15 protein-coding genes are annotated in these 15,912 nt (G+C 68.0%); 9 read left to right on the top strand and 6 right to left on the bottom strand.

Annotated elements, in window-relative coordinates; translation table 11 throughout:
* Positions 1-80 precede the first annotated feature (80 nt).
* Both FPY90_RS10655 and FPY90_RS10650 read left to right on the top strand, forming a co-directional pair.
* Positions 81-1,292 (top strand): NAD(P)/FAD-dependent oxidoreductase, encoded by a 1,212-nt coding sequence (locus tag FPY90_RS10655; RefSeq protein ID WP_498685475.1) that lies wholly within the window; start codon positions 81-83, stop codon positions 1,290-1,292.
* 114 nt (positions 1,293-1,406) lie between these two features.
* Positions 1,407-1,772: a non-heme iron oxygenase ferredoxin subunit gene (locus FPY90_RS10650; RefSeq protein ID WP_071214036.1), complete on the top strand. Its 366-nt coding sequence runs from the start codon at positions 1,407-1,409 to the stop codon at positions 1,770-1,772.
* Here the strand turns inward: FPY90_RS10650 and FPY90_RS10645 are convergent.
* Positions 1,769-2,602: a hypothetical protein gene (locus FPY90_RS10645; protein ID WP_139194768.1), complete on the bottom strand. Its 834-nt coding sequence runs from the start codon at positions 2,600-2,602 to the stop codon at positions 1,769-1,771. The two genes, FPY90_RS10650 and FPY90_RS10645, sit on opposite strands and share 4 nt — an antisense overlap.
* A 203-nt stretch (positions 2,603-2,805) precedes the next feature.
* On the opposite strand from FPY90_RS10645, the gene FPY90_RS10640 reads away from it, so the two are divergent.
* The 3 genes from FPY90_RS10640 to FPY90_RS10630 all read left to right on the top strand — a co-directional run bounded on the left by FPY90_RS10640 (position 2,806) and on the right by FPY90_RS10630 (position 5,271).
* Positions 2,806-4,092, top strand: a complete 1,287-nt coding sequence (locus FPY90_RS10640) for an MFS transporter (RefSeq protein ID WP_498685474.1) — start codon at positions 2,806-2,808, stop codon at positions 4,090-4,092.
* Between the two features lie 139 nt (positions 4,093-4,231).
* The gene (locus tag FPY90_RS10635) at positions 4,232-4,624 is read left to right on the top strand and encodes a DedA family protein (protein ID WP_498685473.1); all 393 of its coding nucleotides are present in this window, start codon (positions 4,232-4,234) and stop codon (positions 4,622-4,624) included.
* Between the two features lie 152 nt (positions 4,625-4,776).
* Complete coding sequence (locus FPY90_RS10630) at positions 4,777-5,271, top strand: Lrp/AsnC family transcriptional regulator (protein ID WP_071214487.1); 495 nt, start codon at positions 4,777-4,779, stop codon at positions 5,269-5,271.
* Positions 5,272-5,278: 7 nt separating this feature from the next.
* On the opposite strand, the gene FPY90_RS10625 is transcribed toward FPY90_RS10630, so the two are convergent.
* The gene (locus tag FPY90_RS10625; RefSeq protein ID WP_071214032.1) at positions 5,279-6,736 is read right to left on the bottom strand and encodes a GuaB1 family IMP dehydrogenase-related protein; all 1,458 of its coding nucleotides are present in this window, start codon (positions 6,734-6,736) and stop codon (positions 5,279-5,281) included.
* A 241-nt stretch (positions 6,737-6,977) separates the two neighbouring features.
* Here FPY90_RS10625 and FPY90_RS10620 point away from each other — a divergent pair, with 241 nt between their 5' ends.
* From FPY90_RS10620 to FPY90_RS10610, 3 genes are all read left to right on the top strand, one after another.
* Positions 6,978-7,271: a DUF1540 domain-containing protein gene (locus FPY90_RS10620; protein WP_071214031.1), complete on the top strand. Its 294-nt coding sequence runs from the start codon at positions 6,978-6,980 to the stop codon at positions 7,269-7,271.
* A 228-nt stretch (positions 7,272-7,499) separates the two neighbouring features.
* Complete coding sequence (locus FPY90_RS10615) at positions 7,500-8,717, top strand: NRAMP family divalent metal transporter (RefSeq protein WP_071214030.1); 1,218 nt, start codon at positions 7,500-7,502, stop codon at positions 8,715-8,717.
* A gap of 58 nt (positions 8,718-8,775) precedes the next feature.
* A complete protein-coding gene (locus tag FPY90_RS10610; RefSeq protein ID WP_498685472.1) occupies positions 8,776-9,591 on the top strand; it encodes a putative hydro-lyase in 816 nt (271 codons plus the stop codon).
* A 258-nt stretch (positions 9,592-9,849) separates the two neighbouring features.
* Here the strand turns inward: FPY90_RS10610 and FPY90_RS10605 are convergent, their stop codons facing one another.
* Positions 9,850-10,845 (bottom strand): adenosine deaminase, encoded by a 996-nt coding sequence (locus FPY90_RS10605; protein WP_498685471.1) that lies wholly within the window; start codon positions 10,843-10,845, stop codon positions 9,850-9,852.
* A complete protein-coding gene (locus FPY90_RS10600; protein ID WP_498685469.1) occupies positions 10,842-11,831 on the bottom strand; it encodes a nucleoside hydrolase in 990 nt (329 codons plus the stop codon). Before FPY90_RS10600 ends, FPY90_RS10605 begins: the two co-directional genes overlap by 4 nt.
* Positions 11,832-12,245: 414 nt before the next feature.
* Between FPY90_RS10600 and FPY90_RS10595 the strand changes: the two genes are divergently transcribed.
* Positions 12,246-13,496, top strand: coding sequence for an MFS transporter (locus tag FPY90_RS10595; RefSeq protein ID WP_498685468.1), 1,251 nt, complete (start codon positions 12,246-12,248; stop codon positions 13,494-13,496).
* 27 nt (positions 13,497-13,523) lie between these two features.
* On the opposite strand, the gene FPY90_RS10590 is transcribed toward FPY90_RS10595, so the two are convergent.
* Positions 13,524-13,889 carry a hypothetical protein gene (locus FPY90_RS10590; protein ID WP_498685467.1) on the bottom strand — a complete coding sequence of 122 codons (366 nt, stop codon included), beginning with the start codon at positions 13,887-13,889 and terminating at the stop codon, positions 13,524-13,526.
* Positions 13,890-14,118: 229 nt separating this feature from the next.
* Positions 14,119-15,735 carry a PucR family transcriptional regulator gene (locus FPY90_RS10585; protein ID WP_498685465.1) on the bottom strand — a complete coding sequence of 539 codons (1,617 nt, stop codon included), beginning with the start codon at positions 15,733-15,735 and terminating at the stop codon, positions 14,119-14,121.
* Between the last annotated feature and the right edge of the window lie 177 nt (positions 15,736-15,912).

The following is a 15,912-nucleotide window of genomic DNA, read 5'->3' as shown; positions in this document are numbered from 1 at the left end:
GCAGCAGTCGGGCACAAACTCGTGCCAGCACGCAGCACTGAACGTCCATGACCACATCCACGGATCGGCACCACACAACCATGAGCATTGAATCCATCCTGATCGTTGGCGGCGGCCTGGCCGGGTTCACCGTCGCGCAGAACCTGCGCACGCGCGGCTTCACCGGGACCATCGACCTCATCGACCCCGCCGGGATTCCCTACGACCGCCCACCGCTGAGCAAGGCCTACCTGCTGGGGGACAAGGACGCCGCGGGCATCGAACTGGCGCCGGCCTCCTGGTTCTCCGAACACCGGGTCGGACTTCTCCGCGCCACGGTGCACGCGCTGGCGATCGAACCGCTGGGCGTGGAACTGCAGGACGGCAGGAAACTGCACGCCGACATCCTGGTGCTGGCCACCGGCGGCTCCGCCCGTCCGTTGCCGGTGGCCGGCGGCGACCTGGACTCGGTGCTGGTGCTGCGCAGCCGCGCCGATGCAGACACGCTGCGCGGCAAGCTCGCCCCGGGCATCCGGCTGGCCATCGTCGGGGCCGGACTCATCGGCGCCGAGGTCGCCTCCTCGGCCCTCGCCCTCGGGGCAGAGGTCACGCTGATCGACCCCGTCGAGACCCCGCTGGTGCCCGCCGTGGGCCCAGAGCTGGCGCGACGCCTGCACGCCATGCACTCCGGTGCGGGCATCACCGTCGTCCACGGCACGCCCGCGGGCATCACGCGAACCGGGGCGGGCCGCCGGATCGAGCTGGCCGACGGCCGGGTCCTCGAATGCGACGAGGTGCTCGTGGGCATCGGCATCATCCCCAACACCGCCCTCGCCCAGGGCGCAGGCCTGGCGACCGACAACGGCGTGCTGGTCGACGAGCACCAGCGCACTTCGCACCCGGGGATCTACGCGGTGGGGGACATGGCCCGCACCCGGTCCGCCGACGGGACGCTGCAACGGCGCGGAGAGCACTGGGAACACGCCATGAACACCGGGGCCACCGCGGCCGCGGCGATCCTGGGCCAGGAACCACCGGTGCACGGTGCCTCGTGGTTCTGGTCCGACCGCCACGGCACCCACGTCGAGGGTGTGGGGGACATGAACGCCGAGGGCACCACCATCCTGCGCCTGAAAGAGGGGGAACCGGTGGCCGCCTTCAACGTTGCCGCGGACGGGCGGATGCTCGGGGCCGCGGCGATCGACGGCGGGCTGATGATCCGGGCGGCCCGGCGCATCATCGACCGCGGCATCATTGTTCCGCCCGAAGCGCTTGCCGACCCCGAAGTCCCGCTGAAGAAACTGGCCCGCTGACTCCCGGCCCTTCCTTCGTGCCCCTTGCCCGCCGGTGCGCGGAAGGGCAAGACTGGGGGCAGTGGCGGCCGGTTCTCCCGGGCTGCCCTCCCGACGGAGAGGTGCGCGAATCACATGGACACCGAAAAAAGCCCCGGTTTGCCGGCCGTCGACCTGGGTGGCGAGGACCTGCTCGAACCGGGCACGGCCCTGCTGGTCCCCGCGGAAACCAGCGGATACCCGGAGGACATAGGGCTCTTTCGCGCCGACTCCGGGGTTTACTACGCGCTGGATGATGAATGCCCGCACGAGGTCGCGTCCCTGTCCGAGGGCTGGATCGAGGACGACGAGGTCGAATGCCCCTTGCATTCCTCGCGCTTTTGCCTGCGCGACGGGAAGGTGCTGTGCCTGCCGGCCGTCCGCGATGCCCGCACCCACAAGGTCCAGGTCCTTGCCGGGCGGGTGCTGCTGCATCCGGGAACGGCCGCCGGCGGGAACTAGGACTGCGAGGTGAATCCCCGCACGCGCTCCAGCGCCGCGGCCGTCCCGAGCTCGGCCCGGTCCGCCGGGTTGACCCAGTAATGCTCCAGGGTGCGCATCAGCTGGTCCGGGTTGGCGGTGAGCTCGTGGACCAGGATCACCAGGGACTTGGCTCCGACGGCCTCCCCGGCCCGGGGACGCACCACGATCCAGGCAGGGCCGCGCCTGCCCAGTGGCCGGTGGCGGGCCGGATCGGTTGGCTCGATGCCCTCGAGGTCGTTCCAGTAGATTTCCCGGGTTCCGCGCGAGGAATAAAGCACGATGCGGCTGCGGGTGAGGTAGACCCCGGGATCCTGGGATGCGGCGGCAATGCGCGCCATGCGGATCCCGCGGTTCAAGACATAGACCCCGATCCCGAGCAGGAAGACCGTCAGCAGGACGATCAGTACCATCGGGTCGTAGCTGTGGATGATCAGCAGCCGTGCGCTCAGCGCCACGGTGGCCACCAGGATCACCACGGCCAGGCCCATCACCGCGGCGGCCCACTGCGGGGAGGTCCGGAACATCGGGAAGCACGTGGCTGCCCGCGGTCCCGTGCTGGTTCCGACCGCCGCGGTCGCGGCCGCCTGGTCCTCGGTCGGGCGGCGATAGGCCGCCACCACGCCCATCAGCACGGCCAGGGCGCTGGCCAGCAGCCCGGTGGAAAGCACCGGCCGCTCGTGCAGCAGCGCGTACACCCCGGTGCCCGCCAGGAAGGCCAGCAACACAAAGGACGGCACCAAATGGTGGGCCAGATTCCAGCCGCTGTGGCGCGGTGCCCACAACATTTGCTCGGATCCGCTTTTGCTCATGCCAGTAGCGTAATCTGCCCCGGTCCGAAAGCATGCGCGGTACGCGCAAGACAGGTGTCGTCAAAGGGGCGTTCGGAGCAAAACTCGCCTACGATAAACGCACTATGGAATCGATTCGCAAACGTGTCAAAGTGATCACCTGGCTGCTCATCGGGGCCCTGCTCGTGGGGACCGGAGCCGGCATGCTCTCGGGCATGATCTAGTTGGCGCGCACACCCAACGATCCCACGGCCCTTGCCGGCGGCGGCGAGGCGGGGCTCCCCGAGGCCCTGCGCACGCCGACCAAGGACGTCGCCCGCAGCTGGGTGGCCTCGGTCGTGGCGATCAACATCGGCATCAACATCGTCTTCTTCGCCCCCATCAATGTGTTGCTGGGGCTGCAGGCCACGGCGATCGATGCCGGGTCCAAGGAAGCGATCCTCTCGCTGGTCACCGCCTGCGGCGCCTCGGTGGCACTGGTGGCCAACCCGCTCTTCGGCGCGCTCTCGGACCGCACGGTCTCCAAGATGGGACGCCGCTCGCCGTGGATCCTGGCCGGGGCCATCCTTGGCGCCGCCTCGCTGCTGATGCTCTCCGGGGCCACCACCGTCGCGCTGATGCTGCTGGGCTGGTGCGGGCTGCAGGCCGGCGCCAACGCCGCCTATTCGGCCGTCACCGCCACCATCCCGGACCGCGTTCCGGAGCGCCGGCGCGGGGGCATCGGCGGGCTGGCCGCCATGGGCCAGACCGTGGGCATCCTGCTGGGCGCGGTGGTGGGCTTCGCCATCACCGGGAACATCGCCGTGGGCTACATGATCTGCGCCGCGGCCCTGCTGGTTTCCGTGATCCCCTACGTGCTGCGGTCCAACGACCCGCAGCTGCCACGCGAGTTCCGCCCCGCCTTCAACCTGCTGGAGTTCGCCAAGGGCTTCTGGATCAACCCGCTGACCCACCGCGACTTCGGGTGGGCCTGGTTGACCCGGTTCATGATGAACACCGGCAACCAAATGACCATCGTCTACCTGCTCTTCTTCCTCACCGACGTCGTCAAGCACCCGGATCCCGCCGGCGGGGTGCTGGTGCTGACCGGCATCTACGCGGTCATGGTGATCATCAGCGCAGTGATCCTGGGGCCGATCAGCGACAGGAGCGGGAAGCGTAAGATCTTCGTGATCGTCTCCTCGATCGTGGTGGCCTGCTCCGCACTGATCATTGCCGTGTCGCAGAACTTCACCGGCGCCATCATCGGTGCCGCGGTGCTGGGGCTCGGTTTCGGCGCGTACCTGGCCGTGGACTTTGCGCTGCTGACCCAGGTGCTGCCCTCGGCCAAGTCCCGGGGCAAGGACATGGGCGTGATCAACGTGGCCAACTCCCTGCCCCAGGTCATTGCCCCCGCGCTGGCGTTCGTTTCGGTGAAGGTGCTCGGTGGCTATACGGCCCTGTTCATCGTGGCAGCCATCATCGGCATCTTCGGTGCCTTGCTGGTGCGCAACATCCGCTCGGTTCCCTAGGAAATACGCACTGGCCGTTCGATGTATGGCGGCTCACGAAAGTCCGGCTCCATGACCCGGCACAGATAGGCTGGAGCTCATGGACTGGTTAAGAGACGCGCCTTTTGGATGGGCCTTTGCGTTTCTCTTTTTGCTTTCCATGGCCCGTGCAAACACCACCTACTGGCTGGGCCGCGGCATCGCCGCCGGGGTGAAGCACACCCGGTTCCAGCATGTGCTCACCGGGCCGATCTACCAGCGGGCCGAACGCTTCATCCAGCGCTGGGGCATCTTCGCGATCCCGCTGTCCTTCATGACCGTGGGCATCCAGACCGCGGTCAACGCCAGCGCGGGTGTCGCCCGGATGCCGGTGCTGCGCTACCTCCCGGCGGTCGTCGTCGGCTGCCTGATCTGGGCCACCATCTATTCCACCGTGGGCATGGCCGTGATCTACGCATGGCTGGCCCTCGGCTGGCAGTGGATCGTGGCGGGAGCCTTGGTGCTGGCGATTACGACCCTGGCGTGGATCCGCTACCGCCGGCAAAACTCCTGACGCGCAGGCTCCCGCAATCGGCCCGGCCATGAAGTCCAGTCAAGGAGCTGGCGCACCGTCGTGTTCTTCCTGCGGCGCGTTGGGCGCTTTGGCAAATATTCGTCGGTACGATTCAGGGAACCAATGTTTTAGTGCGAAAGCTGGGTACCGGCATGGCCATCACTCAAAGGAATATTCGCCAGTCCAACCCCGTGGAGCTGGACGACATCGACCGCGGGCTGCTGCGCATGCTCACGGAGAATGCGCGCCGCACCAACAACTCGCTTGCCGAGGAACTGGGCATCGCCCCCTCTACCTGCCTGGCCCGGCTCAACGCCTTGCGCTCGGCGGGCGTCATCCGCCGCTTCACCCTGGAAATCGACCCCGAGGTGCTCGGCCACGCGCTCGAGGCGCTGATCTTCGTGAAGATCCGCCCCGGCGCCCGCCACCTGATGTCCTCCTTTGCCGAAGAAATGCGCGCCAAGCCCGGGGTCACGCAGCTGTTCTTCCTGGGCGGCGCCGACGATTTCCTGATCCACGTGGCGGTGCGCGACTCGAAGGACGTGCGCCAGTTCGTGCTCGACAACCTGTCGGCAAACCCGGCGGTGGCCACCACCCAGACGTCGCTGGTCTTCGAGCACAGCCAGGGAGCGGTGCCCTGGCTGTAGCCTTGGGCTACCAGGACACCTCGCGCGGGCGTCCCTCCTCGTAGCCGGCGGCCGACTGCACCCCGACGATGACGCGCTCGCGGAACTCCGCAATCGAAGCGGCCCCGGCATAGCTGAAGGACGAGCGGACCCCGGAAACGATCGAATCGATCAGGTCCTCCACGCCCGGACGCTGCGTATCCAGGTACATGCGGGAATGCGAGATCCCCTCCTCGAAGAGCGCGGCGCGGGCACGCTCGAGGGCCGACTGGTGCCGGGTGCGTTGCTGCACCGCGCGCGCCGAGGCCATGCCGAAGCTCTCCTTGTAGAGCCGGCCCTCGCCGTCGGAGGCCAGGTCCCCGGCCGATTCGTAGGTCCCGGCGAACCAGGAACCGATCATCACGGACGCGGCGCCGGCGGCCAGGGCCAGGGCCACGTCGCGCGGGTACTTGACTCCGCCATCGGCCCACACCTCGACGCCGGCCTCCCTCGCGGCGGTGGCGCATTCCAGGACCGCGGAGAATTGCGGACGACCCACCCCGGTCATCATCCGGGTGGTGCACATGGCCCCGGGTCCCACCCCGACCTTCAGGATGTCGGCGCCGGCCGCGGCCAGGTCGCGGGTTCCGGCGGCGGTGACCACGTTTCCGGCAGCAATCTGGATCCGGCGCCCGGTGCGCCGGGCATAGTCGTCGCGGGCGGCGACCGCCAGCGGAAGGGCCTCGATCATCTTTTCCTGGTGCCCGTGGGCGGTGTCCAGCACGATCACATCCACACCGGCCTCGAGAAGTTCCCGGGTCTTGGAGCCGACGTCTCCGTTGATGCCTACGGCCGCACCGACCATGAGCCGGCCGTCCGGGTCCACCGCGGGGGTGTAGAGCCCGGAGCGCAGCACGCCCTTGCGCGTCAGCACGCCGGCCAGGTGCTCGCCGTCGAGCACCGGGACCATGCCCAGGTGCCGGGTGGCCAGGGTGTCGAACACCGAGTCCAGGTCCGCGTCCTTGGCCACCGTGACGATGTCCGGGGTCATGACCTTGTTGATCGGGGTGAAGCGGTCGACCTCGAAACAGTCCTTTTCCGTGACGATGCCCACCGGGCGGTGCCCGTCGAGCACCACCGCCGCGCCATGGGAGCGCTTGCCCAGCAGGGCCAGCGCGGTGGAGACAGAGTCGTTGACGTCCACGGTGATGGGGGTTTCAAAGACGGTGTGTGCTGCCTTGACCTTCGTGACCATGTCGGTGAGGGCGGCCAGCGAAATGTCCTGGGGCAGGATCGTGACCCCGCCGCGGCGGGCGACGGTTTCGGCCATGCGCTTGCCGGCGACGGCCGTCATGTTGGAGACCACCAGCGGAATGGAGGTTCCGACCCCGTCGGGGGTGGCCAGGTCCACCCCGGAGCGGGACACCACCGCCGATCGCGAGGGAACCATGAAGGTGTCGCTGTAGGTCAGGTCATGGGCGGGGCGCACATCGTTGAGAAACTTCACCCTGTCAGGCTACAGCCGCACGCACGTCCCGCGCGTGAGGTGCATCACCGTAGGCGGGGTGCGCGATCGGGATTCGGGCATGTTCCGCGCATGGAATCGCGCCCCGCAATCGTTTACCCGAGGGTAGCGACCCTCCCGATTAGGACCCATAAACAGCACTAATTTCCGGGCACGGTTTGGGGTTACCGTGGTACCTAGAGCGGTTCGAAATCCGCGAGACCGCCGGTTCGAGGAGTGCATCATGACAGTCACCGTGCCCGTTACCGAATGTTCCGTGTCCAATTGCTCGTTCAATGACCACACCCATTGCGGGGCATCCGGCATCACCATCGGCGGAAATGCCGACCACGCGCAATGCGCGACGTTCATCGACACCGGCGTGCACGGCGGCCTGCCCAAGATCCTGGCCTCGGTGGGTGCCTGCCAGCGCATGGAATGCACCCACAATGACCACTTGATGTGTGCGGCGGAATCGGTGCGCGTGGGGCCCGGCGCGGACAATGCGGACTGTCTCACGTACGAGCACGGCGCCTGAGCCGCGGCTGTTTGGGCCCTTCCCTGCGCCGGCGAACCGCGGCGCAGGGAAGGGCCTCGTCGTGTCCGGGTTCGGGTGCAATCCGCGGGTTTCCTTCGGCGTCGGGGGAGGGGATGCCCAGGATAAATTGTTGAACAACCTATTGCCAGGATTGTTCAACAACCTGTAGTGTACTTCTCATCGCTCCCACCTGTGACAGCAGTCACCCGCAACCCGATGGATGGAATCATGGCCACTCCTAGCACGAAACCGAAGCTCAGCACTTCAGCCAGGCGCACCGCAATGCTGGGCGCCATGTTCCTCATGGCCACCAGCGCCATCGGGCCCGGCTTCATCACCCAGACCACCGAATTCACCGTCCAGATCGGCGCCTCCTTCGCCTTCGCGATTGTCGTTTCCATCCTGGTGGACATCGCCGTCCAGCTGAACGTGTGGCGCATCATTGGCGTCTCGGGTCTGCGCGCCCAGGAGCTCGGCAACAAGGTCCTGCCGGGCATCGGCTGGGTCCTGGCCGCCCTGGTCTTCATCGGCGGAATGGTCTTCAACATCGGCAACATCGCCGGCACAGGCCTGGGCATGAACGCCATGATGGGGCTCGATCCCAAGATCGGCGGCATCATCTCCGCCGTCGTGGCGATCCTGATCTTCCTGTCCAAGCGAGCCGGCATGGCACTGGACAAGATCGTGGTGATGCTCGGCGCGATCATGATCCTGTTGATGCTCTACGTGGCCATCGTCGCCGCACCCCCGGTGGGCGAGGCCCTGAAGAACGCCGTCCTTCCGGAAAACATCAGCTTCCTGATCATCACCACGCTGATCGGCGGCACCGTCGGCGGCTACATCACATACGCCGGCGCCCACCGCATGCTCGACTCCGGCGCCGCCGGCATCGAGAACATCAAGGACATCACCAAGACCTCCATCCTGAGCATCATCGTCACCGGCATCATGCGCGTGCTGCTCTTCCTGGCCATCCTTGGAGTCGTCGCCGGCGGAGCCGTGCTGACCACGAACAACAAGGCCGCCGAGGCCTTCGGCATCGCCGCGGGCGATATCGGCATGCGTTCCTTCGGCGTGATCCTCTGGGCCGCGGCCCTGACTTCCGTCATCGGTGCCGCCTACACCTCGGTTTCCTTCATCACGAAGTCCACCACCCCCGAACGCACCCGCAACCTGATCACCGTCGCGTTCATCGCGGTGTGCGCGGTCATCTACCTCTTCCTGGGCCAGGCCCCGCAGACGCTGCTGATCTTCGCCGGCGCTTTCAACGGACTGATCCTGCCCGTCGGCTTCGCGGTCCTGCTCTATGCGGCCTGGCGCCGCCGCGACCTGCTGCAGGGCTACGTGTACCCCAAGTGGCTGCTCGGCATCGGCGTGGCCACCTGGCTTTTGACGCTCTTCCTCGGCTGGAACTCCCTGGCGGGCCTCTCCAAGCTCTGGGCCTAGCCCGAACGCCCCACAGCCCGCCAGCCACATCCACCCCTCCGGAAGGACTCCAGCAACCATGACACCCGCCAATTCGCCAACACCCGGAACCGGGGAACGAGCCGCTCTTTCCCCGGCCCGGGCACGTGAACTGTTCCGCAGCGGGTTGGCCGTGCCGACCGCCGGGTTCTCCCTGGGCTACGCGCAGGCCAACCTGATCATCGTGCCCAGGGACCAGGCCTTCGACGTGTTGCTCTTTGCCCAGCGCAACCCCAAGTCCTGCCCTATCCTGGGCGTGCTGGACGCGGGGGAGACCAGCGGGGAACTGCTGAAAGGCGGGGACATCCGCACCGACGTGCCGAAGTACGTGGTCTACGAAAACGGCGTGAAGGTCGCAGAACCCACCGACCTGTCCGAGTACTGGCGCGATGACCTGGTCACCTTCATCGTGGGCTGCTCGTTCACCTTCGAGACCGCATTGATGGAGGGCGGCATCAAGATCGCCCACATCGACCAGGGCGTGAACGTGCCGATGTACAAGTCGAACATCCGCAGCGCCTCCGCCGGGTCGATGTCCGGACCCATGGTGGTGTCGATGCGCCCGATCCCCGCCTCCCAGGTGTCCGATGCCGTGCGCATCACGTCCCGCTACCCGGCCGTGCACGGGGCCCCGGTGCACATCGGCAACCCCGAGGAACTTGGCATCACCGACCTGTCCAAGCCGGACTTCGGGGATCCGGTGGACATTCCCGCCGGGCACATCCCGGTGTTCTGGGCCTGCGGGGTCACTCCGCAGGCGGCGGTCATGGAATCCAAGCCCGCGCTGGCCATCGGCCACGCGCCCGGGCACATGCTCATCACCGACGCCCGCGACAGCAACTACCTGGTGCCCTAGCAAGGCAGCTCTTCCACGAGCCGGCTCCAGCGGGAGCCGGCCGTGGTCCTCGATCCGCCAGGGAATTTCCTGCTCCCCCATGCAGGGACTTCACTGGTGCCGCAAAGGGCGCCGGAGGCGGCATGCCGCCCCTCCCCATCACCGCCCTTGGGACGCGCGGCCCGGTTCTCCCCCCAGAACCCGACGGCCGCGCATCCCGCGCCCGGGAAGCGACCGTGGTTCCCAGCCGCTCGCTTCCCGGGCGCCCTTAACCGCCCGCTACAGGTGTTCGGCGGCCAGCCAGGCGTCCACCTCGGCGCACAGGCGCGCCTTCGCCGGCTCCTCCAGGAAGGAGGACTCGATCGAGTTCCGGGCCAGCACCGCCTGCTCCTCGCGGCTCAGCTCGAACTGCCCGATGACCGCGGCAAGGTTCGCGTCCAGGTAGCCGCCGAAGTAGGCGGGGTCATCCGAGTGGATCGATACCTTCAGCCCCGCCTCCAGCATCCGCCGCAGCGGATGCTCGGCCATGGTGTCAACCGTTCGCAGCCGCACGTTCGACAGAGGGCACACGGTCAGCGGCATCTGCTCTTTCACCAGCCGTTGAACCAGGGCCGGGTCCTCGAGGCAGCGGATTCCGTGGTCGATGCGCTCGACCTTCAGCAGGTCAAGGGCCTGGACGATGTACTCGGCCGGGCCTTCCTCGCCGGCATGGGCCACGACGTGCAAGCCGTGTTCGCGGGCGTAGGCGAAGACCTCCTGGAACAGGATCGGTGGGTAGCCGAGTTCCGAGGAATCCAGCCCGATGCCGTCGATGGCGTGCCTTTCCTGCACCAGGGTGCGCAGGATCTCCATCGCCGATTCGGCGGGGGCATGGCGCCAGAAGCAGGCGATGAGCCGGTGCGTGATGCCCCAGCGGGCCAGGCCCGCGTCGAGGCCCGCACGGATCCCGGCGATCACCTCGGCAAGTGCCAGGCCGCGCTCGAGGTGGGCCTGGGGATCGAAGAACAGCTCAACGTGCCGCACCCCGGATGCGTGGGCCCGGTGCAGGTAGGCGGTGGTGATCTCCTGGAAGTCCGCAGCGGTGCGCAGCACCGCCATGTTCGCGTAGAACAGGTCCAGGAAGGACTGCAGGTTGCTGAAGTTGTACTGCGCGCGCAGCTCCTGAAGCGAAGGCCAGGGCAGGTCGATGTTGTTCTGCCCGGCCAGGCGCAGGATGGTCTCGGGCTCCAGCGTCCCTTCCAGGTGTATGTGCAGTTCGGCAACGGGCAGTTTCACGGGCGGGCCGCCAATGGTGCGTCGGCCAGCGCCAGGGTGCCGCGCATGATCTCCCCGATGGCGTCCCCGGTGGCAGCCAGCACCACGCGGCAGCGCGCGCCCTCCGGCTTGGGGTGGCCCTTGTAGCGTCCGCGCAGATCGCAGATGGTCTGCCCGCGCCCCGGCCCGTCGGTGGCGTCCACGACCACGCGTGCGTACGGCGCGGAGGCCGGCCGCACCTTCCCGATCGCGATGGCCGCGGCCAGCGGGTCGTGCATGACCGAGCAGCGCCGGCCAAAGACGCTGCGGTAGAAGTCGAAATAGTAGCCGAGCATCGCCGCGACGGCCTGCACGGCCGGTGACGGGCTGGCCGCCAGGGTCTCGAGGTCGTGTTCCTCCAGCACGTGGTCCATGGTCACATCCAGCGGCACCAGCACGATCTCCCACCCGGCGGCAAAGACCTCGGCGGCGGCCTCGGGATCATTGTGGATGTTGGCCTCGGACGCGGGGGTGATGTTGCCCGGGGCCAGGGCCGCACCGCCCATGATGGTCAGTTCCTTCACCAGGGAGGGCAGCTCCGGGTCCAGGCGCAGCGCAGAAGCGATGTTGGTCAGCGGGCCGATGGCGATGACGCGCAATTCCCCGGCGTGCTCCCGGGCCAGCCGCACCAGCATCTCGGGCGCGGACTCGGGCGCAAGCTCCAGGCCCGCGTCGGGAAGCCGGACCTCGCCGATGCCGTTGATCCCGTGCACGTGGGGTGCCCCGCCGCCGTACGGGCGGGCCTGCGCGTCGTGGTGGCCCAGCGCGACAGGGATTCCCGCGTGGCCGGAGAGGGCCAGCAGGTTCTGCGTGTTGACCGCGCCCTGCGCCGCGCTGGTGTTTCCGGCGACCGAGCCGATGCCCACCAGGTTGGCCCCGGCCCCCAGCAGGTAGGCCAGGGCCAGCGCGTCATCGATCCCGGTGTCGCAATCCAGGAAGAACGGTCGCGTGTCGATGCTGCTGTCCATGTATGTTGCCCCTGCTGTTGGTCGGTGGGTTGGCCACGCGCAAGGCTCCCTCGGCCGGGGGCGCGTGGTGCGCCGTTGCCCGGGGGAGCCTTCGCGGAATCAGGTATCAAGCCTACCGGGCACCCGGGCTTCGGCCGACCGCGGGTGCTGGCCGGCGGCGTCCGGGGGCCTTCGGCAACCCGTGGACGAATCCGGGGTCCAGGAGCCCGGTTCGCCCGCGCGGACGGGAACGATCCCGAGCCGGCGGTCCGTGGTTGTCGCGGTGCAACGAGGGGACCGGGCCGAACCGAACACCGCGATGCCCACCGGGGCGGCGATGCACCAGGTCATCAACCCCGTCGGTGGCGTGCAACCATGAAACACTGGCCAGCAAGCACTTGTGCCACCACGCCCTGAAGGATCGCGATCACAGCCATGTCCCGCCCAGCCAAGCCCTGGTTCCCCGCAGCACTGAGCCTGATGATGGTCGGTTGGGGCGCCAACCAGTTCGTCTCCCTGCTGGTCTTCTACCGGCAGGAGCGCGGGTTCTCCGAGGTCATGGTCACCTCGATGCTGGGCATCTACGTCCTGGGCCTGGTGCCGGCGCTGCTGTTGGGCGGCCGCTATTCGGACCGTACCGGCCGCAAGCACATCACCCTCTTTGCCGTGGTCCTGTCGATGGCCGCCAACGTGGCGATGATGGGCTCGGTCTTCGGGACCCTGCCCCTGTTCACCGGCCGTTTCATGGCGGGTGTTGCCACGGGCCTGGCCATGGCCGCGGCCACCAGTTGGGTCAAGGAACTGTCCCAGGCGCCGTGGGACCTGCACTCGGCCGCCGGCTCGGGAGCCCGGCGCGCCTCGTTGTTGACCAGCGCGGGATTCTGGTTCGGCCCGGTGGTCGGCGGGCTGCTGGCCAACAATGCACCGGCCCCGGCGATCCTCCCGTACGCGGTGCACATTGCCCTGTGCGTTCCGGTGCTCTTCGTGGTGGCCAGGCTGCCGGAGACCCGTGCCGCAGGACAAGCCAGCCATCCCGGCGAGGAGGCCCGGGTGGCCCATCCCGAGGCCCGCAAGCGGTTCCGGCTGGTGGTGGCGCCCGCGGCGGTGTGGGTGTTTGCCGCGGGAACCACCGGATTTGCCGTCGTTCCCGCCATCATCCCGGGGCTGGGGGAGGGCCGGCTGGCCTATGCCACGGCAGCGGTGGCCATCACGCTGGGCTGCAGCGTGCTGATCCAGCCGCTGGCCCGCCGGCTGGACACCGTGGTTTCCGCCCGCTCGCTGCTCACCGGCACCGTCGTTGTTTTCGTGGGCCTGTCCGCCTTGCTGGCGGCGATCCTTGTCCCGAGCCCCGCGCTGGGACTGGTGGCATCGGCAGTGCTGGGCTGCGGAAACGGGCTGCTGATGGTCGGCGGGTTGCTGGAGATTCAGCGGCTGGCCGCGGCCCACGAGCTGGGCAAGCTCACCGGGTTCTTCTACACGCTGGCCTACGTGGGATTCCTGGCCCCGACCGCGGTCGCCGTGGCCGCGCAATGGGCCGACGGCGCCTGGATCATGCTCGCCATGATGATCCTGGCCATGGTGTCCCTGGCCTTCATCGGGACGAACTCGCGCAGGTTCCTGCCGCACGCCCTGGAGCGGGTCGAACCGGATCCGGCTGTGAAGGCCCGCGGGCACAGTGCCAGCTAGCCTTGGCGGGCACCTGCGGCCGCGAGGCTAGCCGGTCACGCGGACGGCCACATGGGGCGTGGCACAGGCGGCACGCACCGCGCTCAACCCGCTGTCCCCGAAACCGGGATTCTCCACCCGATTGTTGTGTCCGGTGTCGTCGCACCAGTCCACGGAATCGGGAGCCGCCGAGATGCCGTAGGTGCCTGGTTTCAGGGTAGCCGGGATGTCCAGCACATGGCTGAAGGATCCGTCGTCCGACATTGGGGCGAGCTCGCTGAGCAGGACCTCTTGGCGGGCGTCGACCAGATCGATCCGTACTCTTGCTGCCTCGCCATAGCGCGGATTGCACGTGGCTGCCGGAGCCGAAACGCGCAATGTCCCGCCCGGGGCAACGACGAGGGAATCCAACATGTAGCCGGGTGGCATGCAGGGACCGGAGGAATGCAGCATCAACGAACACCCCGGCAGTCCGAGCAGGGCACCCGCCCCCAGGGTGGCCACCAACAGGCCCCGTCTGCAAGCGGCCAATCCAGGAACCGGTGTCTCCATCCATGTCATGGAACCCAGTCTGCGCCCGCGGGACGCAGCGGGACAGGGGACGTGGAACAACGTTGCCTCATCGTTGTGCAGGGCCCGGGGACTACCGGGGCGCAGGCGCTTTCGCCACGCGCAGCTGCACCCAAAGGGCCAGTTGCTCGTCGCCGGTTGAGAAGTCCAGCCCGAAGAGCTCGGTGGCGCGCTTGAGCCGGTAACGCAGCGTGTTCGGGTGCACGTTCAGCGCCCGGGCAGCGGCCGCCACGTCTCCGGTCGCGGCAAAATAGGCGGATAGGCTCGCACGGTACTCCGTGCCCGAAACGGCGTCGTGTTCCAGCAGCTCCCGCACACCCGGATGCACCAGCCGGGGTCGCGCTTCCATGATGCGCGCGAGCTGGTCCAGCAGCAGTGCCGCATTCACGTCCCTGGAGCCGACCACACGTCCGGCAGCTCCGCGTGAACCGGGGATCTCCAACACCTGCACCACCTCATCGAGCTCCTTCCGCAATTCGGGCAGGCCCGGGGCGCCCGGTTCCACGGAGCTCACGGCGATATCCACCGGGAAACCCAAGCGGGCAGCCAGCGCGGTGGAGGCCCCGCCGGCCAGGCGCATGGCCGCCTGCTCGGTGCCGATGGCCGGAACCAGGACATAGACCATGCGCCCGGATTCCACCGAGGAGACGTTGGGGTGGAAGATCGAGCAGTACTGCTCCGCGGCAACGGCCAGCTGGCGGGTCAGCGGCAGCGCATGGCTGGGACGTTGGGCCGCGGGGTCCGGGGCGAAGGTGAAACCGAGAAGCACCGGGGCCATCCCGTCCATGAGCCCGAAACGTGCCGAGGTCCCTGGATCGGAACCGTGGCCCTCGAGCGCCGAGCGCAACCATTCGGTGCGCACCTGGCGCTCCAGGTCCACCGCGTTCTGCGAGCGCAGGATGTGGATGGCCGCCAGCCGGGCGACTTCCAGGAGTGCCGCCTCGCCGTCCGGTCCCAGCGGCGTCTTGTCCTCGATCACCCAGATCGAACCGAGCATCTGCCGGCCCGCGCGCACCGGCGCCGCGCAACGGGGCAACTCGCCGTCGAGCGGATCGTAGGGGAAATGGACCACCGATTCGGTGAGCATCACGGCACGGTACTGGGCGGCGTTTTTCTCCATTTCGGGCACCTGCCGGGCCAGGATGCCGCTGCGCCGCAAAGGATCGACCACGTGCCGCTCGAGGTTCGAGTAGGCCAGGATGTTTTGGTCCAGGTCCTCGATTGCCACAGCACCGTCGGTGGCCGTGGCCAGGGCGTTGGCCAACACGAACAGGTCCTCGCCATGGGCGCTGGCGGTTCTGCCGCCTGCGGGGCGGCCCCGGGTCACCGCCGTGATGAGGTTGTCCAGGTGCAGCCAGGGGACCTGGTCATCCACGACCAAGACGGGCAGGCCGGCGCCGGCCAGTTGCGCTGCATCGGGTTCCTGCCCATGGCTCTTGAGCACGACCGCGACGAAGCCGTTCTCGGCCGCCCGCCCCAGGAGGGCGGCCAGGTCGGGGTCGCATGGGCCGACTCCCACCAACAGCAGGATGCCCCCGGGAGTCTCGGGCAGTGGATCCAGCTGGTCGTGGATGACCGGGACGGAGATCGAGGCGTCAAGGCCCTGGAGGCCGGTGAGCGGCGTCAGCAGCGGGGCTCCGAGGCTTTCCAGGAGCCCGGCCAACGTCAATGGTGCTCCGGAGCTTTTCAACGAGATCCATTCCTTTCGTCCCGACCGCGTCTTTAGCGGATCGGACAAACATGCAAGCTAAAGCTTGGTTTTCACTACGAACTTTTTCGACGTTGCCAATCCTACAGTTGACGCAGATCACATTCGTTCCCGGATCTTGCCGAGGCAAGGGCCGGCCGGAAACACCAGAAAGCACGG

Source organism: Arthrobacter sp. C2 (genome assembly GCA_024207135.1).
Taxonomy (GTDB): Bacteria; Actinomycetota; Actinomycetes; order Actinomycetales; family Micrococcaceae; genus Paeniglutamicibacter.
The sequence above is the reverse complement of the archived record's forward strand: the minus strand, read 5'-3'. Positions and strand labels throughout refer to the sequence as shown.